This is a genomic window from Pseudomonas psychrophila HA-4, from assembly GCF_000282975.1.
In the GTDB taxonomy this organism is placed as follows: domain Bacteria; phylum Pseudomonadota; class Gammaproteobacteria; order Pseudomonadales; family Pseudomonadaceae; genus Aquipseudomonas; species Aquipseudomonas psychrophila_A.
In genome coordinates, this window is sequence record NZ_ALJC01000118.1 from 61,338 (window position 1) to 81,650 (window position 20,313).

Consider the following 20,313-nt stretch of genomic DNA (forward strand, 5'->3'; position numbering starts at 1 on the left):
ACTTCAGAGGCGTAGGAGAATAGAGAGGTAGTGCGAGAAGTAATGTCAGCTGTTACATATACACACGTAAGACTCTTCGCTTAATTATCGAGACTTTTCAAATCGTAACGGCGGCATGGGTGAGCTCCGATTTACACACGCATTAAGCGCTAGGACCGGTGTATTCGTCTGAAGTCAGAGAAGTGGACTACCCATCAGCCGATTGACCCTATTTGCGCCAGCCCCTATCCTCGCCGACGTCACGACACATTCGTGACCGGATTTGACGGTCCGCATCATAAAAGAAGAATCAGCGATCTCAATCGCTGTGTTCACGCTGGCCTGTGCTCGATTCAATCGTGTTATGGCAGCTGTGCGTGGGGCACTTTCGAGTGCGCCGGGTTTCTTCTTTTAACCGGTCCGTCAACCCGCGCACAGTTGCCACCCAACTCGTTTGACGGCGAACGGTGGTAACTCCAAACCTTAAAAGGAGTCACACCATGCCTTGTTTCACTCAAACACCAACCCCTTTTGGCCACAGCCTGACCGGCGACTGCCTGTTCAGCGTTAACCCCGGCATCCCGATCAAGATCGCGCTGGAACTGGCAGCCCAGTTACTCAGCAGTGCCACGGCTCTTTGTGCAGAAAGCCAAGTCGCCAGCCCTCAAACCAGCCACAGCCTGACGTTCGCCAGCTTGCAACTGGTGGAAATGAGCAAAGGCCTGGTAGATGCCACGCTGGACAGCGTGTTGCAGGCCGACACACTTAAATAAACATCTCTACCGGCACATTAAAGTGATCCGCCAGCCAGCGAATCTGACGCACATTGAGCTGGCGCTTGCCACTGAGGATTTCGGATACCACCGATTGCGTACCCACGCCGGGCAGATCACTTTGGGTCAGTCCGTGCTCTTGCATCACTGAGCGCAGCACATCGACACCACTGACCTTGGGCATCGGCCGGTGCTCAAGGTCATAGGCCTCGACCCAATCAACGATGATGTCCACCAAGCTCATCAACGGGTGGCTTTCGTCGTCGCCAATGCGGTCGGTCAGTTCATCAAGGGCTTCGACCAATTGGTCGTAATCTGTTTCATTTTTAGGTTTTCGCAACAAGGGAGAAACGAACTGCCAATGTTGGGCAGCCTGTTCAATCAATGCATTCACGGGGTTACTCCTTCCATTTACCTTTGTCATATTCACGATGATCCAGCACATGACGAATGTAGAGGCGCTGCACCCGATACCGCACTACGGCAATCAGACGCAATTTATTACCGCCAATATTAAATACATGCAAAGAACCGACTTTGTCAGTCGCAGGGAAAAACGACCTCAACGCAGCAAAGTCTTCAGGGTTGAGGACCTTGATCTTGCGATACCACTCATCCAAAGCACTGGCGCAATGTGGCCATTGTTCTTTGGCCTCCCAAATACGTTTCGCAGTAATCACTCGCATGCAATGTCCTTATCGCATCTTGCTATGAAGGGTAAGCCCGCTGTCGCCATATCGCAAATCGCGATACTCGACATCTGACCGACGGTGTCTTTTCAGGCGGGTTTCAACAGCCTAGGTTCAAGAGCTCAAAACGGCGCAAGCACAGTGTGTGTAGATACGTCACGGCCAGTGGCGCACGGGGGCAACTTCTGCTGAACTGCACGTTTACGCGACGTGCTCCTTTTTGCAGGCGCGCGCCACAGCCATTTGCGGAGTATTTGAAATGACCGACCCGCTGCTTATCCCTTGCCCTCACTGCAACGGCCTTAACCGTATCCCCGCCGCGCGCGTGGGCGAACACCCAAAATGCGGGCGCTGTAAAAATGAGGTGCTCATTGCCAAACCCTTCGATTTGAAGCAAACCGACTACGCCAGCCAGATCAAAGGCGATCTGCCGCTGCTGGTGGATGTGTGGGCTGAGTGGTGCGGGCCGTGCCAGGCGTTTGCCCCGGTGTTTGAGCAAGCGGCCAGCCAACTGGTCGGCGTGTGCCGCCTGGCCAAGCTCGACAGCGAAGCCAATCAGCAATTGGCCACGCAACTGGGGATTCGCTCAATCCCCAGCCTGATCCTCTACAAAAACGGTCAGGAAGTTGCCCGCCAAAGCGGCGCCTTCCCGTTGCAGCAACTCAAGGCTTGGCTGCAAAGCCACGGCGTGCGTGCTTAGGCGTTTTGATCCAGAAAATCGTGCAGTTCTACAAATTGCTGAGTCAGCTTGTGCCGTGGGTCGAAATACACCAACGGCTGGCTGGCCTGATGCGATTCGCGCATTTTCACTGAACTGCTGAGGTACACCGGCAGCACCGGCAAGCCTTCGGCAATCAACTCGTCGAGCATTTGCTGCGGCAGGCTGGCCCGGGCCTGAAACTGGTTAACCACAATGCCTTCGACCATCAGGTCTTCGTTGTGGTCTTCTTTCAGCTCTTCGATTTCGGATATCAAGCCGTAAAGCGCCTGACGCGAAAAACTGTCGCAGTCGAAGGGTATGAGCACACGGTCACAGGCGATCAGCGCCGATACCGCGTAAAAATTCAACGCAGGAGGCGTGTCGATATAAATGCGGTCGTAGTCTTCGGCCAACTCATCCAGCAACTTCTTTAGCTTGTTGATCTTGTGCTTGGCTTCGAGCTTGGGCTGCAAATCAGCCAGCTCGGCGGTGGCCGTAATGATGTGCAGGTTTTCGAAAGGCGTTTCGTAAATATCGACCCGATTCTTCTTCGAACCCACACTGGCCGACAGGCTGTGCTTGAAGAACTCGGCAATCCCCATCGGGATATCGTCACCCGTTAACCCAGTGAGGTACTGCGTTGAGTTGGCCTGCGCATCCAGGTCCACCAACAACGTTCGGTAACCCTCGCTGGCACTGACGGCCGCCAAGTTACAAGCGATGCTGGACTTGCCCACACCCCCTTTTTGGTTGAACACCACGCGACGCATTTCAAAACCTCCGTGTATCAATAAGTGCCCGAGTGTAGATGGCCTGTGGACAAATCCGCTACCTCGCCGCGAAAAGAGCTACAACATAAAAATAATTATCCCGGCATACGTCAGAACGGACCGTCTTTCTAGAAGTCATAGGGGTGTACATAGTTCAACGCTTGCAAAATGATAGCTATTTCGTCCGATTAGCTGAAAAACCGCCCTCAAAAATGTAAGCGGTGTTTGCTACGAACCAACTGCACCGGGATAATGCCGCCACTTTGTTATCAGTGCAGCATTGACCGCTGCCTATATTTGCATCAAGGAAGCCCGTCAGGGCGGGATGAACCTCCAGTGATCAACTTCAATATTGCCGCTTGGCGAGCCTGGGCTCCGGGCCTCGACAACGTGGCCGATTGGCAGGCCTGGAGCCAGCAACCCCAAGCAATCGCTGCCAGCGATGCTAGCCCGGACGTATCATTTTTACCCGCCATGCAACGCCGCCGCCTCAGCCGCTTGGCGCGCATGGCGTTCAGTGTCGGCTGGCCATTGGCTGAGGGGCATGAAGCCCTGCCGTTGGTGTTTGTGTCACGCCACGGCGAAACACCGCGAACCTTCGACATCCTCAGTGAGCTCGCGGCTGACCAGCCCTTGTCACCCACCCAGTTCAGCCTCTCAGTACACAATGCGGTCATTGGCCTGTGGTCGATCATGCGCGGCGAAACCAGTGAAATGACTGCGCTCGCCGCCGCCGGCGATGGCCTGGAGCATGGCCTGATTGAAGCCTGTGCGTTGCTCAACGAAGGCGCGCCAGCCGTGTTACTGGTGATCACCGAAGAGCAGCCTCCCCAGGCGTATGAGCACTGGATCGACGACGTGCCTTTCGCCTATGCCGTCGGCCTGCTACTGACGCCAGGCAGCCAATGGCACCTGACGCTCACCTCCAACAACGCCACGTCTCCCTCGAAAACCCAGTGGCCTCACGCCATTGAGTTGTTGCGCCACCTGCTCGCAGGGCAGACGTCGTTCCAGCACGCCTGGAAAAACCGGCTCTGGCACTGGCAACGCACGCCGTGAATACCCGTAGTGATGCCTACTACTGGCGCCTAATTGCGACCGCAATCAGCTTTTTAAGCTTCGGGCTTGGGTGCCTGTGTCTGCGGCTGGTCATTTTCCCGCTGCTGAGTTGCCTGCCGGGCGATGCGGTGCGCCACCGCGAACGTGCGCGCTACACGGTCAGCCTGCTGTTCTGGCTATTTATCCGCTTTATGGCGCGTATGGGCGTGCTGACCTATGACGTGCAAGGCGCGGAACGGCTCGGGCGCCCCGGCCAAATGATAATTGCCAACCATCCGTCGCTAATTGATGTGGTTTTTCTGATTGGACTGGTGCGTAACGCCAACTGCGTGGTCAAACAAAGCCTGTGGCAAAACACGTTCACTCGCAGCCCGGTGCGCGCCACGCAGTACATCAGTAATGACGGCAGCATCGACATGCTCGACAACGCCGCAGACGCGTTGCAACAGGGGCAAACCCTGATTATTTTCCCGGAGGGCACTCGCACCCAGCCAGGCTTTGCACCTGCCTTTCATCGCGGGGCTGCCTCGATTGCCTTGCGCGGTGCGAAGATCCTCACGCCAGTGGTGATCAACGTCAGTCCCACCACGCTGACCAAAGCCGAACCGTGGTACCGCATTCCCAAACGCCGCGTGCACTTCAGCTTTCGTGTCGGGGCCGATATAGATCCAACGACCTTTGCAGCACTAGGCCCGCCGCCCAAAGCATCGCGCCTGCTCAATGACTACGTGCATGACTACTTCATTAAGGAGCTCGCCATAGATGAGCGATCTAAACAGTGACATCAAACAGCTGATCATCGACGCCTTGGGCCTCGAAGACATCAGCATCAGCGACATTGGCGACCATCAAACCCTATTTGGCGAAGGCCTCGGGCTGGATTCGGTTGACGCCCTAGAGCTGGGCTTGGCGATTCAAAAAACCTACGGCATCAAGATAGACGCCGACGCCAAAGATACCCGCGATCACTTTTCCAACGTGACCAGCCTTGCGGCTTTCGTCACAGCCAAACAGGCTGCCTGAGACCGAACCATGCAAAACCGTGAAGATATTTTCAACATCCTGCGCGATGCCCTGGTGGAACTGTTCGAACTCGAGCCTGAGCGCGTCACGCTGGAGGCCAACCTGTATCAGGACCTAGAAATCGACAGCATCGACGCCGTCGACCTGATTGATCACATCAAGCGTAAAACCGGTAAAAAGATCGCCGCTGAAGCCTTCAAATCAGTACGCACCGTCGACGATGTGGTCGAGGCGGTTTACCGTCTGGCCCAACCGGCCGCATGAGCCGATTGATCGGCCTGGGCCTGCTGCTGGCGGGCCTGCTGTACCCCTTTGCGGTGCATTTCGGTATGGCCCACTTTGCTCCGTGGCAATTTGCGCTGTTGCTGGGCGCCCTGTGGCTGGCCCGCGCTGTCACCGGCGAGCGCCGCCCGGGCAGCCTGTGGATGGCACTGGTCGTGCTGGTATTTTGCGCGTTGCTGGGGTTGTTTAACAGCCCGGTCTTGCTGCGCTGGTACCCGGTGCTGATCAGCGCCTGCATGCTCAGCCTCTTCGGTTTGAGCCTGAAATTCGGGCCACCGATGGTCGAGCGCTTGGCCCGCTTGCGCGAGCCGGTATTGCCCGACATCGCGATTCATTACACACGGCAGGTGACCCAGGTCTGGTGCCTGTTTTTCCTGTTCAACGGATTAGTCGCAGCCAGCCTCACACTGTGGGCGCCGCTGAGTTGGTGGACGTTGTACAACGGCCTGATCGCCTATGGACTGATGGGGCTGTTGTTTGCCATTGAATGGCTGATACGACAAAAAGTAAGAGGCCAGGCATGAACTGGATAAAACTTGAGCAGCTCTTGCTTGAGGGCCACTCAGAGCGGGCTGTCAGCGTTGACCCGCCGCTCAATCACCTCGCGCTCTGCACACAGGCCTTACGCCTGGCGGGCGGATTGCAGCAGCGCGGCGTGCAACGCATCGCCGTGCATCTAGACGATGCCGCCGAGCTGGCCGTGGCGCTGCTGGGTGCGTGGCGGGCTGGGGTCAGCGTATTGCTGCCCGCCGACTTGCAAACGCACACCCGCCAACGCTGGGACGCGCACGTCGATGTGTGGCTGACCAACAGCGAGGAACTTCACGCCTTGTACGGCGCCCCATTGCCCACGGCTGAACTGGACCTAGATACGTGCCAGTTAAGCCTGTGCACCTCAGGTTCCAGCGGTGAGCCCAAGCGCATCGACAAAAGCTTGCGCCAAATGGCCAATGAAGTTGAGGCGCTAGAGCAACTCTGGGGCGCTGAACTGGGCGACGCCTGCATGATTGCCAGCGTGGCCGCGCAGCATATTTACGGGTTGTTGTTCCGTGTGCTGTGGCCGCTGTGCGCAGGTCGCCTCTTTACCCGCCAGCAACTGGCCTTCCCTGAAGACATGCAGCGCGCCAGCCGTGAACACCCGGCATTTGCCTGGGTGGCCAGTCCGGCACTGCTCAAGCGTATGGCCGACAACCTCGACTGGCCTGCCTTAAGCCACGTGCGTCGGGTGTTCTCATCCGGGGGCGCGCTCCCTGCCGAGGCGGCGCACGCGTTACAGCAACGTCTGGGTCAGTGGCCCACCGAAATTTTCGGCAGTTCCGAAACCGGCGGTATCGCCTGGCGCCAAGGTCCAACCTTGTGGCAGCCGTTTGCGGGTGTGCAGCTCAGCCAGAGCGAAGACGGCGCGCTGCGTATCGCCTCGCCGTATTTGCTCCCGGGCCATATCGAGCAAACCGCTGACGCCGCCCGCATTAAAGCCGATGGGCGCTTTGAGTTGCTGGGGCGTCTGGACCGCATCGTCAAACTGGAAGAAAAACGCATCTCGCTGCCCATGCTTGAACACGCACTGACCCAGCATGAGTGGGTACAGGAAGCGCGCTTGGGTGTGGTCAATGAAAACCGGGCCTCGCTCGGCGCCTTGCTGGTGCTTAGCGCCAGTGGCCTGTTTGCCCTGCGCGAACAGGGCCGCCGTGCGCTGACCCAGACCTTGCGCCAGCACCTTGCCCACCACTGCGAAGCCCTGGCATTGCCGCGACGCTGGCGGTTGCTGCGGCAAATGCCGCTCACCAGTCAAGGCAAACTGCCGCAAGCGCAGGTCGATGCACTGTTGCTCGCACCTCGGCCAACGCAGCCTGAAGTGCTGAACCAACACCCGCTCGATGACGGCTGGACACTCCACCTGGCTATTCCGCCGGACTTAGCGTTCTTCAGCGGCCACTTCCCCAAAACCCCAGTGCTGCCCGGCGTGGTGCAAGTGGACTGGGCCATGCACCTTGGCCAGCAACTGCTCGATCTGCCGCCTCGCTTTGCGGGCATGGAAGTGCTCAAGTTCCAGCAACTGGTCCGCCCCGGCGACAACATAGAACTGACCCTGCGCTTTGATCGTGAACGCAGCAAATTGCACTTCGCGTATCGCAATGCCAACGCCGCCTGCTCCAGCGGTCGCATCGTTTTGGAGGCCGCCCATGCATAACCCCTGCGCCGTTATCCCGGTGTATAACCATGAAACCGCCGTGCCTGCGGTGGTCGAGCCATTGCTGGCAGCAGGTTTGCCCTGTGTCTTGGTCGACGACGCCAGCAGCCCCGCGTGCAGCGCAGTCCTTGTGCAACTGGCAAAAGCCGAAAACACCTACCTGATCCGCTTGGCGGTTAATCAAGGCAAAGGCGGCGCCGTGATGGCCGGGCTGCGTGAGGCTTCGCGCCTAGGGTTTAGCCACGCCTTACAAGTCGACGCCGACGGCCAGCACGATCTGCGCGATGTCGCGACCTTTATCCAGACGTCGCAGCTGCATCCCGACGCGCTGATCTGCGGTTATCCACAGTACGACGCCAGCGTGCCCAAAGGCCGCTTGTATGCGCGCTACCTGACCCACGTCTGGGTGTGGATAAACAGCCTGTCGCTGCAAATTCCCGACTCGATGTGCGGCTTTCGGGTGTACCCACTTGCCCCCGTGCTGGCCTTAATCAACTCGGTCAAGCTGGGCAAACGCATGGACTTCGACCCCGAAATCCTGGTGCGCCTGGCATGGCGTAATCAGCCGATGCGCTGGCTGCCGACCCAGGTGCATTACCCGCAAGATGGCCTGTCGCACTTTCGCCTGTTCCATGACAACGCGCTAATCTCGGGCATGCACACCAAGCTGTTCTTCGGCATGTTGGTGCGGATGCCGAGCATTGTGTGGAGGCGCTGGCGGGCATGAGCGAATCACAACAGCATTGGGCTGACCACAAAGAGCGCGGCAATTTTTGGCTGATGAAACTCACCGCCTTTGGGGTCAAAGTGCTCGGTCGCCGCCTGCTAACGCCCGTGTTGTACGCCATCGTGCTGTACTTCTTTTTGTTCGGCCGCCGTGCCCGGCGCAGCATCTGGCAGTACCAGCAGCGCTTGGCCGACTGGAGCGGGCAACCAGCCTTGCGCCCCACTCAGTGGCGGGTGTTCGGTCAGTTCATGGCCTTTGCCGATGCGCTGCTCGACAAGCTCGACATGTGGAACGGCCGCCTAAAGATAGAAGACATCGACATCGTCGACCCCGCACGCCTGCGCGATCAAATGCGCAGCGAGCGCGGGCAAATGCTGGTCGGTGCCCACTTGGGCAACCTTGAGGTGTGCCGTGCTCTCGCCGAGCTGGGCGAAAAGGTCACCATGAACGTGCTGGTACACACCAAGCACGCCGAACACTTCAACCGCCTGCTGGGCGAAGCTGGGGCCAGCCACCTGCGGCTGATTCAAGTCAGCGAACTGAACCCAGCGGTCATGCTGCAACTGAGCCAGCGCCTAGAAAACGGTGAGTGGCTGGCGATTGCCGGTGACCGCGTGCCGCTGCACGGCGGGCGCCATGTTCAAGCCAACTTTCTCGGCCATGCGGCGTGCTTCCCCCAAGGCCCATGGCTGCTGGCCGGGCTGCTCAAATGCCCGGTCAATTTACTGTTTTGCCTGAAACGCGAAGGCCGTTACCGCGTCATCCTCGAACCCTTCGCCGAGGCCGTGCTGTGGCGGCGCAGCGACCGCGACCAGGTGATTGCCGAATGGGCCACCCGCTACGCTGAGCGGCTGGGGCATTACTGCCTCGAAGCACCGCAGCAATGGTTTAACTTTTACCCTTTCTGGAAGACCGATGACGATGCATCCGCATAAGCCAGTGACCTTCGGCCAAACCCCATTGCGCATTGAAGACGTGCTGGCCTTGGCCAATCGTCAAGCACCCACCCGCTTGCAGGACGATGCCGCGTTTCGCGAATGCATCGCAAAAGGTGCGCGTTTTCTCGACTCATTGCTCGATAAAGAAGGCGTGATCTACGGCGTCACCACCGGCTACGGCGACTCGTGCGTGGTCGCCGTGCCGTTGGAACACGTGGAAGCGCTCCCCCGTCACCTCTACACCTTTCACGGCTGCGGACTGGGCAAACTGCTCGACGCCCAGGCTACCCGCGCCGTACTGGCGGCCCGTTTGCAGTCGCTGTGCCACGGCGTGTCTGGGGTGCGTGTGGAATTGCTGGAACGCCTGCATGCGTTTATCGCGCATGACGTGCTGCCGCTGATCCCCGAAGAAGGCTCGGTAGGCGCCAGCGGCGACCTGACGCCGTTGTCGTATGTGGCAGCTACCTTGTCTGGCGAGCGCGAAGTGATGTTCAACGGCGAGCGCCGCTTGGCCGCCGACGTACACCAAGAACTGGGCTGGACACCGCTGGTGCTGCGCCCCAAAGAAGCGCTGGCGCTGATGAACGGCACCGCCGTGATGACGGGCCTGGCGTGCCTGGCGTACGCCCGCGCCGACTACCTGCTCAAACTGGCAACCCGCATCACCGCGCTCAACGTGGTGGCGCTGCAAGGCAACCCCGAACATTTCGACGAGCGCCTATTCGCTGCCAAACCGCATCCGGGGCAAATGCAGGTGGCCGCCTGGCTTCGCCAAGACCTGGCCATCGACGCCCCGACCGCGCCCTTGCATCGCTTGCAAGACCGTTACTCGCTGCGTTGCGCACCCCACGTGCTGGGGGTACTGGCCGATAGCCTGAACTGGCTGCGCGGGTTTATCGAGACCGAACTCAACAGCGCCAACGACAACCCGATCATCGACGCCGAAGCAGAACGTGTGCTGCACGGCGGGCACTTCTATGGCGGGCACATTGCCTTTGCCATGGACAGCCTCAAGACCTTGGTTGCCAACGTCGCCGACCTGCTTGATCGCCAACTCGCGCTGTTGGTGGACGTGCGTTACAACCACGGCTTACCAAGCAACCTGTCCGGCTCCAGCGCAGAACGGGCGATGCTCAACCACGGCTTTAAAGCGGTGCAAATCGGCACCAGCGCCTGGACCGCCGAAGCGCTAAAAAACACCATGCCCGCCAGCGTGTTTTCGCGCTCCACCGAGTGCCACAACCAAGACAAAGTGAGCATGGGCACCATCGCCGCCCGCGATGCGATTCGGGTGCTGGAACTGACCGAGCAAGTCGCTGCCGCCACCTTGCTGGCCGCCCATCAAGGGGTGTGGCTGCGCAGCCGCGCCGAAGACGCTCGCCCGCTTGCGCCTGCACTCGCTGCCATGCACGCCGAACTGGGCAAAGACTTTGCCCCGGTCATTGAAGACCGCGCCCTCGAAGCCGAGTTGCGCCTGTGTCTGGCCCGTATTGCCCAACAACACTGGAGGCTGTATGCGTAGCAAAGGCGTTTTGCACGTCGACACCGAAATCTTGGTGCCGTTTTTCGACATCGACACCATGCACGTGGTGTGGCACGGGCATTACGTCAAATACCTGGAAGTCGCCCGCTGTGCCCTGCTCGATCACATCGACCACAACTACACGCAGATGCTCGACGCTGGCTACGCGTGGCCGGTCATCGACCTGCAACTGCGTTATGTGCGTGGCGCCACTTTCGGCCAGCGGATCAACGTGCGCGCCAGTTTGGTGGAATGGGAAAACCGTCTGAAGATCAACTACCTGATTACTGATGTGGCCACTGGCGAACGCCTGACCCGCGCTTGTACCGTGCAAGTGGCGGTCGATGTTGCCAGCCGCGAGATGCAACTGGCGTCGCCTAAATGTTTTACCGATGCAGTCGAAAAGGTCCTGCCATGAAGCTGATCGCCGCTCTGTGTAGTCGCTGCCGCAGGCTGCGATCGAGCCCGAAGGGGTCGCGCTTTTTCAAGGGTAAAGGTCCTTTGGACCTTATCGCAGCCTTCGGCAGCGACTACAGAAGTTTGGTCGTCACCGTCCTGCTTGGATTCTCACCCCTGGCCAACGCTTTCGACCTGCAACAACTGAGCGAGCAATTGGCCAAACCCCAAGTCATTCACGGCGATTTTATCCAGCAAAAACACCTGCGCGCTTTGCCTAAACCGCTCACCAGCACTGGCACCTTTGTGCTGGCCAAGGACCACGGCCTGCTGTGGCAGCTTAAAACCCCGCTGCAACAGGACTACCGCATCAGCGCCCTCGGCATTGCCCGGCGCAACGGCAACGCGTGGCAAACGCTCCCCGGCAAAAGCGCCGGGGCCGAGCAAAACCGCCTGTTTCTTGCCGTCTTGCAAGGTGACAGCAGCGGCTTGCAGCGCGATTTCGACCTGCAACTGCACGGCGAACCCCAACACTGGAAGCTGACCCTCACCCCGCGCTCGCTGCTGCTTAAGCAGGTGTTTACCCAGATCAACATCGACGGCGGCGAGCTGGTGCAGCGCATCGAACTGCAAGAAACCCAAGGCGACAGCACCTTGCTGACGATGCAAAACAGCGTCAGCAATCAACCCTTGAGCCCTGCGGAGCAACACGACTTTGCGCAGTGAACGCTGGTTGCCTCGCGGCTTTCTGATCCTGCTGCTGGCCGTGCTCGCGCTGGCGGGCTGGCAATGGCGCCATGGCGCGCCGTTGTCGGCCAATCTGATGGATCTGGTGCCCGGCCAGTCGCCGGATGCCCTAGAGCTGAGCGCCGAACAGCGCATGCAAGAGCCCCTCAACCGCGAAATATTGGTGCTGGTGGGCAGCGCCGACCGACAGCGCGCCATCGCCACCGCGCAACAGTTGGGCGAACAGTGGCAAGCCAGCGGCCTGTTTGAAAAAGTGCAGTGGAACCTGCAAGCCGACCTCCCGGCCCTGCGCGAGCAATTGCTACGCGGGCGCCTGGCGATGCTTGGGGATGTGGACCGCAAGCAACTGATCGAACACCCCGACGCCTTTATTCAGCAGCGCGTGCACGCGTTGTTCGACCCGTTTACCGGGTTCAGCCTAGTACCCAGCCAGGACGATTGGCTGGGCTTAACCGGGCGCATCCAAAACAGCCAGCCACAACGCGGCGCAGTGCAACTGGACATTGGCAGCGGCGCCTTGATCGCCGACGCTGACGGCAAAAGCTGGGTGTTGCTGCGTGCGCGTACTCAGGGCAATGCCTTTGACATGAAGCTACCGTTGCAAGTGGCCGCTCTGCTTGAACAAAGCCGCGTGCACGCCGCCAGCCAGAACGCGCAGTTGCTCGCCGCCAGCGGCTTGCTCTACGCCGCCAGTGGCCAGCAACAAGCCACCCGTGAAATGACCTGGGTTGGCGGCGGTGCCACCGTCGGCATCTTGCTTCTGTTGCTGCTGGCGTTCCGCCGTTGGCGGGTGTTGCTGGCCTTTTTGCCCGTGCTAGTAGGCATGCTGTTTGGCACCGTGGCCTGTGTTGCCTTCTTTGGCAGCCTGCACGTAATGACACTGGTGCTGGGCGCAAGCCTGATCGGCGTGGCCGTGGATTACCCGCTGCATTACCTGTCTAAAAGCTGGAGCCTCAACCCCTGGCGCAGTTGGCCTGCCTTGCGCCTCACGCTGCCGGGCCTAAGCCTGAGCCTAGCCACCAGTTGCATTGGGTATCTGGCGTTGGCGTTCACGCCGTTCCCCGCTCTGACCCAAATCGCCATTTTCTCTGCCGCAGGTTTGGTGGGCGCCTATTTGAGCGCCGTGTGCCTGCTGCCTGCCTTGCTCAACGGTGTAGATCTGCGCCCTGCGCAATGGCCGCTGCGTATCGCGCAAACCCTGCTAGCTATTCGCCAAGCGCTGCTGAAAAAAATCCCGACACCTGTACTGTTGGCCTTGCTGCTGGCATTTTGCGCCGCTGGCGTGTGGCAGTTGACCAGTAAAAATGACATCCGCCAGTGGGTCGGCGCGCCGCCGCAACTGCTGACCGAAGCCCAAGCCATTGCACGCATCACTGGCTATCAACCCACCAGCCAATTCTTTTTGGTGCGCGCCGACAACGAACAGCAATTGCTGGAGCGCCAGACCGCCCTCAGCGAGCGGCTCGAGCAATTGGTCAATGGGGGCAAGCTGCAAGGGTATTTGGCCCTCAACCAGTTGGTCAGCCCTCCCGGCGAGCAACAGCAACTGCGCCACGCCTTGAGGCAACTGCCGCAACACTGGCAACCCCTGCTGGAACTGGGTGTGCCCGAGAGCGCGTTGCAACAGGAGCTGAGGCAACTCAACGACTTGCCCGAGCAACATATCGACGATGCACTCGTTGGCCCGCTGGCCGAGCCGTGGCGTGCGTTGTGGCTGGGCAAGCAGGCTAACGGTGTGGCCGCGATGGTCAGCCTGCAAGGCTTGAACAACGCCAGCGTGCTGCGCGAACAGGCCCAAGGCTTGCCCGGCGTACAGTTGGTAGACCGCCTGGGTGACTTGAACACGGTATTCGCTGCCACCCAAATCAGCGCGGCAGAACTCAAGCTGCTGTCGTGCGTGCTGATCGTTTTGCTATTGATCGCACCCTTCGGATTTGGCGGCGCATTGCGCATGATTGCGTTACCGCTGCTGGCTGCGCTGTGCAGTTTGGCCAGCCTCGGCTGGCTGGGTCAGCCACTGACCTTATTCAGCCTGTTCGGCTTGCTGCTGGTCACAGCGATCAGCGTCGACTACGCGATTTTAATGCGCGAGCAAATCGGCGGCGCCGCCGTCAGTTTGCTTGGCACTCTGCTGGCTGCGCTCACAACGTGGCTGTCGTTTGGCTTGCTGGCCGTATCCAGCACGCCTGCGGTCAGCAACTTCGGACTGTCGGTCAGCCTAGGGCTGGCGTTCAGTTTTATGCTCGCGCCTTGGGCACGTAAACAAGAGCCGAGCGCAGCATGACGACGCTGCTGCGCGGGCTTCGAACTCACCCGCCGCGATCTGTCGCGCTGATGGTGACGAGCTTGATCGCAACTCTGTTACCCGCCTTGGCTGGTAGGAACACCCCCCCGTTGAAGTCTGCCGTAACCCCCGGCAAGGAGCCTTTGTGTCTGTAGTAGAAATGGAACGTCGCCACGTCGTGGTTATCGGTGCAGGGCCGTCCGGCGCGATTGCCGCCGCCTTGCTCAAACGCAAGGGGCACGACGTGTTGATCGTCGAGCGCCAGCACTTCCCACGGTTCTCCATTGGCGAAAGCCTGTTGTCGCACTGCATCGATTTTATCGAAGAGGCGGGCATGTTGGAGGCTGTGCAAGCTGCAGGGTTCCAGCTCAAAAATGGCGCGGCCTTCGCGTGGGGCGAGCACTACACCGCCTTCGACTTTGGCGACACGTTCAGTAACGGCAAGCCCACCACGTTTCAGGTACAGCGTGCCGACTTCGACAAGCTGCTGGCCGACCAGGCCGCGCTACAAGGGGTTGAGATCCGTTACGGCGAAACGGTGATTGCGGTGGATGTTGAGCGGGCCAAACCGTTGCTCACGGTCGAACGTGAAGACGCCAGCCGCTACTCGCTTGAAGCTGACTTTATTCTCGATGCCAGCGGTTACGGCCGAGTATTACCGCGCCTGCTGGACCTTGAAGCGCCGTCGAACTTCCCGGTGCGCCAAGCGGTATTCACCCACATTGAAGACCGCATTGATGCCCCAGGTTTTGACCGCAATAAAATCCTGATTACCACCCACCCGACCCAACGCGACATCTGGTTTTGGAGTATTCCGTTCAGCAATGGTCGCTGCTCGGTGGGTGTGGTGGCGGCAGCGCAACATTTTGCAGACCGCAGCGAAGACCTCGACCAGCGCCTGCGCAGTTTTATCGATGAAACCCCAAGCCTGCAGCGGGTGCTGGCCAATGCGGTGTGGGACACCCCCGCGCGCACCATCGGCGGCTATTCGGCCAACGTCAAAACCCTGCACGGCAAAGGCTTTGCGCTGTTGGGTAACGCCGCTGAGTTCCTCGACCCGGTATTTTCCTCGGGCGTGACCATCGCCATGCGTTCGGCCAGCATGGCGGCGGCGGTGCTGCACCGTCAGTTGCAAGGCGAAACCGTGGATTGGCACACCGAGTTTGCCGAGCCGCTTAAGCGCGGCGTCGATACCTTCCGCTGTTACGTCGAAGGCTGGTACGCCGGGACTTTTCAAGACGTCATTTACCACCCCGACCGTTCACCGCAGATCCGCCGCATGATCAGCTCGATTCTGGCGGGGTATGCCTGGGATGAACGCAACCCTTTTGTCAGCGAGCCCAAGCGCCGTTTGCGCATGCTCTCGGACATCTGCGCCACGGAGGCCGAATGAAACCGCTTAGTGATACTTATGTCGAAGAAACCCGTTTCGGGTTTTGGTTCTTGCGCAGCCACACCTGGCAACACCACGTTTTGCGGGTGGCGATCAACGACCTGCGTGGTCTGTTCAGCGACCCATTGCCGTCTGCGCCGGTGATCCTGGACGCAGGTTGCGGTCAGGGCAAATCATTCCAGCACCTGCAAAAAACCTTCGCCCCACAGCGTTTGATCGGCCTCGATGCCGACCCGCTAAGCCTTGAGCTGAGCCGCGAAGAAGCTCAACGTCAAGGGCTCGACATTGAGCTGATCGGCAGCGACTGCGCCGAACTGAACGTGGCCGATGCCAGCGTCGACATGGTGTTCTGCCACCAGACCTTTCATCACTTGGTGCAGCAGGACCGAGCGCTGGCCGAGTTTTATCGGGTGCTCAAGCCGGGCGGCTATTTACTGTTTGCCGAGTCCACCGAGGCTTACATCGACACGTGGGTGATTCGCTGGCTGTTCCGCCACCCTATGCACGTGCAAAAAAGTGCCGCGCAGTACCTAGAGATGATCCACGATCAGGGCTTTGAATTTGAAGCGCGCAACGTGTCTTATCCGTACCTGTGGTGGAGCCGTTCCAGCGATTTCGGGCTACTGGAGCGCTTTGGCTTGCGCCGCCCCAAACCGGTGGGCCAGCGGGAAGAAACCCTGGTCAACGTGGTCGCCCGCAAACCCCTGCAAGGCAATCCGCAATGACAAGCGAGTACAGAATTTTCGCGGCTCTTGGCGTGTTTTTGTGTGTGTTGTTGAATGGCTGCTCCAGCCTGCCCCTGCCTAAACACACGCCAACCCTGGCGCTGCCGATGCAGTTGCATGTGCAACGCGAACACGCTGATCAGCGCCAGGACTGGTTGTTGGTAATTCAGCAAGAAGACGCTGCGCTGCGCTGGTCGCTGATGGACCCTCTGGGCATTCCTTTGGCGCGGCAGGTGCTGCAAAACGGCCACTGGAACGCCGACGGTTTACTGCCGCCCAACCCCGAGGCCCGCGAACTGTTTGCTGCCTTGCTGTTTGCACTCACGCCAAACGATCAGTTGGCCGATAACTATCCACAGGCTACATCCAGCACGGACCGACGCGCTATCGAGCCGCGCTGGCACGTGCATTACCAACAGCCACAGGTCTTCAGCATCGACCTGCAAAGCGACGTGCATTACACCATCAGCCCACTCGACACCTCATTCAACCCCGAGACGGCCCCATGACTGCTTACCTGAATGCGCTGGGCATTATGTGTTCACTGGGCCGTGGCCCCGATGAAGTCGCGCGCCAACTGTTTGCCGGAGACTGCTCGGGCATACGGCTGGCCACCGGCTGGGTGCCGGAGCGCTCGGTAGCGGTGGGCAGCGTGCCGGGCTCGCTGGCGGCAGTGCCGACGCATCTGCGTGAGCAAAGCACCCGCAACAACCAGTTATTGCTTGAAGCCGCGCTGCAAATTCGCGATGACATAGAGCTTGCCATTCAAACCTATGGCCGTGACCGCATCGCCATTGTGCTGGGCACCAGCACCTCGGGCATCGAGGAAGCCGGGCGTGGCATCAAGCACTATGGGCAACACCAACAGTTCCCCGACGACTTCCAGTACCCGCAACAAGAGCTGAGCGCACCCGCCACCTTCCTTGCCGACTGGCTCACTATCAGCGGCCCGAGTTATGTGATTTCGACGGCCTGCACCTCCGGCGCTCGTGCCTTGATGAGCGCGCAGCGACTGCTCAGCATGAACCTCTGCGACGTGGTGCTGTGCGGCGGCGTCGACAGCTTGTGCAAGCTGACGCTCAACGGCTTTTCAGCACTGGAAGCCGTGTCTGATGAGCGCTGCAACCCGTTTTCGGTTAACCGTCGCGGGATCAACATAGGCGAAGGTGCGGCCTTGTTTTTGATGAGCCGACAGGCCAGCGGCACGCAGCCGATTGCCCTGCTGGGTGCGGGTGCAAGCTCGGATGCACACCATATTTCAGCCCCCGAACCCAGCGGCCGGGGCGCCGTGCAAGCGATGCATATCGCCTTGAAACGCGCGGGTTTGCAGCCTCACCAAATCGGCTACCTGAACCTGCATGGCACCGCCACGCCACACAACGACGCCATGGAAAGCCACGCGGTGGCTCAGGTCTTCCCGCAGGGCGTGCCGTGCTCATCGACCAAACCCATGACCGGGCATACCTTGGGTGCAGCCGGTGCACTAGAAGCCGCGTTTTGCTGGTTGAGCCTGACCCACGGCAACGCCTTGGCCCCGCATATCTGGGACGGCGAGCCCGACCCGGCATTGCCCGCCCTGAACTGGGTCACGCCCGGCCAAACCCTGGTACCCGCCCCACAACGCTGCCTTATGAGCAACTCGTTTGCCTTCGGCGGCAATAACGTCAGCCTGATTATCGGAGACGCCCCATGATTGATTGGCCGCTCGCCGAATTGCTGCCACACGCTGGCGACATGATCTTGATCGATCAGGTGCTGGCGTTTGATGAAGAAACCATTCAGACCCGTCTGACCGTCCGCGCAGGCGGACTGTTTAACCGCGAAGATGGCAGCCTGCCCGCCTGGGTCGGCATCGAGTTGATGGCGCAAAGTGTGGCCGCCTACGCAGGCTGCCGTGCGCGCTTGGAAGCCAAGCCGGTGGCGCTGGGGTTCTTACTCGGCACCCGCAAATTCGAATGTAACGTGGAACACTTCCCGCTGGGCGCCGAGTTGCAAATCCATGCAGTGCGCTCGCTGGAAGACGACAACGGCATGGGCGTGTTTGAGTGCCATATCACCGGCCCGCAGATTCATGCCACCGCCCGCCTGAACGTGTTCCGCCCGCCTCACGCTGAACACTACCTTGCTCAAGCCTCCCAGGAGACTCGCCATGACTGAGTCCATTTTAGTCACCGGCTCTAGCCGTGGTATCGGCCGCGCCATTGCCTTGCGTCTGGCCCACGCCGGTTTTGATCTGGTGCTGCATTGCCGCAGTGGCCGCGATGAAGCCGATGCCGTAATGGCGCAAGTGCTAGCAATGGGCCGTAACGCCCGTGTGCTGCAATTCGACGTGTCGGACCGCGCTCAATGCCGGGACATTCTCGAGGCCGATGTTGAAACCCACGGCGCTTATTACGGCGTGGTATTGAACGCCGGGTTGACCCGCGACGGTGCCTTTCCGGCCCTCAGCGAAGACGATTGGGACGTGGTGATGCGTACCAACCTCGACGGTTTCTACAACGTGTTGCACCCGGTCATGATGCCGATGATCCGCCGCCGCCAGGCCGGGCGCATTGTGTGCATTACCTCGGTGTCCGGTCTGATCGGTAATCGCGGCCAGGTCAATTACAGCGCTTCCAAAGCGGGCTTGATCGGCGCCGCCAAAGCCTTGGCCATTGAGCTGGGCAAACGCAAAATCACCGTTAACTGCGTGGCCCCGGGCCTGATCGATACCGCCATGCTCGACGAAAACGTCCCCGTAGAAGAACTGATGAAAATGATCCCCGCGCAACGCATGGGCACCCCAGAAGAAGTCGCGGGGGCGGTTAACTTTTTGATGTCTGCGGAAGCGGGCTACATCACCCGCCAAGTGCTGGCCGTCAACGGAGGCCTGTGCTGATGAAGCGCGTTGTCGTTACCGGCATGGCCGGCATTACGTCGCTGGGCAGCGACTGGGCCAGCATCGAAGCCAATTTCATCGCGGGCCGCAGCGGCATTCGGCGCATGGACGAGTGGGACCGCTTCACCGAGCTCAACACCCGTTTGGCGGGGCCGATTGATGACTTTGCGGTGCCCAAACACTGGACGCGCAAACAACTGCGCAGCATGGGCCGTGTCTCACGCTTGGCGGTCGGTGCAGCCGAACAGGCCCTGCAAGACGCTGGCTTGCTGGACAACCCGATCATTCGTGACGGGCGTATGGGCGTGGCCTGCGGGTCGTCTACCGGCAGCACTGACGAAATCAAAGCGTTCGGCAATATGCTGCTCAATTCGGTGGCCGAAGGCCTCAACGCCAATAGCTACGTACGCATGATGCCGCACACCACCGCCGCCAATATCAGCATCTTCTTTGGCCTCACCGGGCGCCTGATTCCGACCTCCAGCGCCTGCACCAGCGGCAGCCAAGGCATTGGTTATGCCTACGAGTCGATCAAGTTCGGCCGCCTGCCGTTGATGCTCGCAGGCGGCGCTGAAGAGCTGTGCCCCACCGAAGCCATGGTGTTCGACGCGCTGTACGCCACCAGCCTTAAAAACGACGCACCGCACACCAGCCCCCGGCCCTACGACAGCGGCCGCGACGGCTTAGTGATTGGTGAAGGCGGCGGCATGCTGGTGCTCGAAGAGCTGGAACATGCACTGGCTCGCGGCGCGCATATCCATGCCGAAATCGTCGGCTTTGGCAGCAACGCCGACGGCCAGCACACCACCCGCCCGGAAGTCAGCACCATGCGCCGAGCCATGGAACTGGCGTTGGAAGACGCAGGCATTGGCGCTCACGCCATCGGTTATGTAAACGGCCACGGCACCGCCACCGAGCAGGGCGACATTGCCGAAACCCAAGCCACCAGCGACTTGTTCGGCGCACACATGCCCATCAGTTCGCAGAAGAGCTTTTTGGGCCACACGTTAGGCGCCTGCGGGGCGTTGGAGTCATGGTTCTGCATCGAAATGATGAACCGCGACCGCTACATACCGACGCTCAACCTGGATGAAGTCGACCCGCGCTGCGGCGCGTTGGACTACCTGCGCGGCGAGGTTCGCGTGATGCACAACGGCTACGTCATGAACAACAACTTTGCCTTTGGTGGGGTCAACACGTCGTTGATCTTCCGTCGCTGGCCTTAAGGTCAAGGAGA

General features: G+C 60.0%; 24 protein-coding genes. 21 read left to right on the top strand and 3 right to left on the bottom strand.

The window, feature by feature from the left end; all coding sequences use genetic code 11:
* The first annotated feature begins 479 nt into the window (after positions 1–479).
* Complete coding sequence (locus B347_RS0120140; RefSeq protein WP_019411496.1) at positions 480–752, top strand: DUF3077 domain-containing protein; 273 nt, start codon at positions 480–482, stop codon at positions 750–752.
* Here B347_RS0120140 and B347_RS0120145 read toward each other — a convergent pair.
* Both B347_RS0120145 and B347_RS0120150 read right to left on the bottom strand, forming a co-directional pair.
* Complete coding sequence (locus tag B347_RS0120145; protein ID WP_019411497.1) at positions 745–1,146, bottom strand: helix-turn-helix domain-containing protein; 402 nt, start codon at positions 1,144–1,146, stop codon at positions 745–747. The two genes, B347_RS0120140 and B347_RS0120145, sit on opposite strands and share 8 nt — an antisense overlap.
* A 4-nt stretch (positions 1,147–1,150) precedes the next feature.
* The gene (locus B347_RS0120150) at positions 1,151–1,438 is read right to left on the bottom strand and encodes a type II toxin-antitoxin system HigB family toxin (protein WP_019411498.1); all 288 of its coding nucleotides are present in this window, start codon (positions 1,436–1,438) and stop codon (positions 1,151–1,153) included.
* Positions 1,439–1,700: 262 nt separating this feature from the next.
* Here B347_RS0120150 and trxC point away from each other — a divergent pair, with 262 nt between their 5' ends.
* Complete coding sequence (trxC, locus tag B347_RS0120155; protein WP_019411499.1) at positions 1,701–2,141, top strand: thioredoxin TrxC; 441 nt, start codon at positions 1,701–1,703, stop codon at positions 2,139–2,141.
* On the opposite strand, the gene B347_RS0120160 is transcribed toward trxC, so the two are convergent.
* Positions 2,138–2,911 (bottom strand): ParA family protein, encoded by a 774-nt coding sequence (locus tag B347_RS0120160; protein ID WP_019411500.1) that lies wholly within the window; start codon positions 2,909–2,911, stop codon positions 2,138–2,140. The genes trxC and B347_RS0120160 overlap by 4 nt on opposite strands.
* Before the next feature lie 336 nt (positions 2,912–3,247).
* On the opposite strand from B347_RS0120160, the gene B347_RS0120165 reads away from it, so the two are divergent.
* The 19 genes from B347_RS0120165 (at position 3,248) to B347_RS0120255 (ending at position 20,302) form a co-directional block, all read left to right on the top strand.
* Positions 3,248–3,970, top strand: coding sequence for a beta-ketoacyl synthase chain length factor (locus B347_RS0120165; protein WP_019411501.1), 723 nt, complete (start codon positions 3,248–3,250; stop codon positions 3,968–3,970).
* Positions 3,946–4,752 carry a lysophospholipid acyltransferase family protein gene (locus tag B347_RS0120170; RefSeq protein ID WP_026014313.1) on the top strand — a complete coding sequence of 269 codons (807 nt, stop codon included), beginning with the start codon at positions 3,946–3,948 and terminating at the stop codon, positions 4,750–4,752. Before B347_RS0120165 ends, B347_RS0120170 begins: the two co-directional genes overlap by 25 nt.
* Positions 4,733–4,993 carry a phosphopantetheine-binding protein gene (locus B347_RS0120175; protein WP_019411503.1) on the top strand — a complete coding sequence of 87 codons (261 nt, stop codon included), beginning with the start codon at positions 4,733–4,735 and terminating at the stop codon, positions 4,991–4,993. Before B347_RS0120170 ends, B347_RS0120175 begins: the two co-directional genes overlap by 20 nt.
* A 9-nt stretch (positions 4,994–5,002) precedes the next feature.
* Positions 5,003–5,257, top strand: coding sequence for an acyl carrier protein (locus B347_RS0120180; RefSeq protein ID WP_019411504.1), 255 nt, complete (start codon positions 5,003–5,005; stop codon positions 5,255–5,257).
* Entirely contained in the window at positions 5,254–5,799 is a 546-nt protein-coding gene (locus B347_RS0120185; protein ID WP_019411505.1) for a membrane protein, read from the top strand. The genes B347_RS0120180 and B347_RS0120185 overlap by 4 nt, the downstream gene beginning before the upstream one ends.
* Positions 5,796–7,466 (top strand): AMP-binding protein, encoded by a 1,671-nt coding sequence (locus B347_RS0120190; RefSeq protein ID WP_019411506.1) that lies wholly within the window; start codon positions 5,796–5,798, stop codon positions 7,464–7,466. The genes B347_RS0120185 and B347_RS0120190 overlap by 4 nt, the downstream gene beginning before the upstream one ends.
* Positions 7,459–8,193, top strand: coding sequence for a glycosyltransferase family 2 protein (locus B347_RS0120195; RefSeq protein WP_019411507.1), 735 nt, complete (start codon positions 7,459–7,461; stop codon positions 8,191–8,193). The genes B347_RS0120190 and B347_RS0120195 overlap by 8 nt, the downstream gene beginning before the upstream one ends.
* Complete coding sequence (locus B347_RS0120200; protein WP_019411508.1) at positions 8,190–9,128, top strand: glycosyl transferase; 939 nt, start codon at positions 8,190–8,192, stop codon at positions 9,126–9,128. Before B347_RS0120195 ends, B347_RS0120200 begins: the two co-directional genes overlap by 4 nt.
* A complete protein-coding gene (locus tag B347_RS0120205; RefSeq protein WP_019411509.1) occupies positions 9,109–10,653 on the top strand; it encodes an HAL/PAL/TAL family ammonia-lyase in 1,545 nt (514 codons plus the stop codon). Before B347_RS0120200 ends, B347_RS0120205 begins: the two co-directional genes overlap by 20 nt.
* Positions 10,646–11,071: an acyl-CoA thioesterase gene (locus B347_RS0120210; RefSeq protein WP_019411510.1), complete on the top strand. Its 426-nt coding sequence runs from the start codon at positions 10,646–10,648 to the stop codon at positions 11,069–11,071. The genes B347_RS0120205 and B347_RS0120210 overlap by 8 nt, the downstream gene beginning before the upstream one ends.
* A complete protein-coding gene (locus tag B347_RS0120215) occupies positions 11,068–11,775 on the top strand; it encodes an outer membrane lipoprotein carrier protein LolA (RefSeq protein ID WP_019411511.1) in 708 nt (235 codons plus the stop codon). Before B347_RS0120210 ends, B347_RS0120215 begins: the two co-directional genes overlap by 4 nt.
* Complete coding sequence (locus tag B347_RS0120220; protein WP_019411512.1) at positions 11,765–14,080, top strand: MMPL family transporter; 2,316 nt, start codon at positions 11,765–11,767, stop codon at positions 14,078–14,080. Before B347_RS0120215 ends, B347_RS0120220 begins: the two co-directional genes overlap by 11 nt.
* A gap of 145 nt (positions 14,081–14,225) precedes the next feature.
* Positions 14,226–15,473 (top strand): NAD(P)/FAD-dependent oxidoreductase, encoded by a 1,248-nt coding sequence (locus tag B347_RS0120225; RefSeq protein ID WP_026014314.1) that lies wholly within the window; start codon positions 14,226–14,228, stop codon positions 15,471–15,473.
* On the top strand, positions 15,470–16,198 hold the full coding sequence (locus B347_RS0120230) for a class I SAM-dependent methyltransferase (RefSeq protein WP_019411514.1): 729 nt from the start codon (positions 15,470–15,472) through the stop codon (positions 16,196–16,198). Before B347_RS0120225 ends, B347_RS0120230 begins: the two co-directional genes overlap by 4 nt.
* Entirely contained in the window at positions 16,195–16,707 is a 513-nt protein-coding gene (locus B347_RS0120235; protein WP_019411515.1) for a DUF3261 domain-containing protein, read from the top strand. The genes B347_RS0120230 and B347_RS0120235 overlap by 4 nt, the downstream gene beginning before the upstream one ends.
* Positions 16,704–17,891 carry a beta-ketoacyl-[acyl-carrier-protein] synthase family protein gene (locus tag B347_RS0120240; protein ID WP_019411516.1) on the top strand — a complete coding sequence of 396 codons (1,188 nt, stop codon included), beginning with the start codon at positions 16,704–16,706 and terminating at the stop codon, positions 17,889–17,891. The genes B347_RS0120235 and B347_RS0120240 overlap by 4 nt, the downstream gene beginning before the upstream one ends.
* Positions 17,888–18,355 carry a hotdog family protein gene (locus tag B347_RS0120245; RefSeq protein ID WP_019411517.1) on the top strand — a complete coding sequence of 156 codons (468 nt, stop codon included), beginning with the start codon at positions 17,888–17,890 and terminating at the stop codon, positions 18,353–18,355. The genes B347_RS0120240 and B347_RS0120245 overlap by 4 nt, the downstream gene beginning before the upstream one ends.
* Positions 18,348–19,076 carry a 3-oxoacyl-ACP reductase FabG gene (gene fabG / locus B347_RS0120250; protein WP_019411518.1) on the top strand — a complete coding sequence of 243 codons (729 nt, stop codon included), beginning with the start codon at positions 18,348–18,350 and terminating at the stop codon, positions 19,074–19,076. Before B347_RS0120245 ends, fabG begins: the two co-directional genes overlap by 8 nt.
* Positions 19,076–20,302, top strand: a complete 1,227-nt coding sequence (locus B347_RS0120255) for a beta-ketoacyl-ACP synthase (protein WP_019411519.1) — start codon at positions 19,076–19,078, stop codon at positions 20,300–20,302. The genes fabG and B347_RS0120255 overlap by 1 nt, the downstream gene beginning before the upstream one ends.
* The last annotated feature ends 11 nt before the right edge of the window (positions 20,303–20,313 follow it).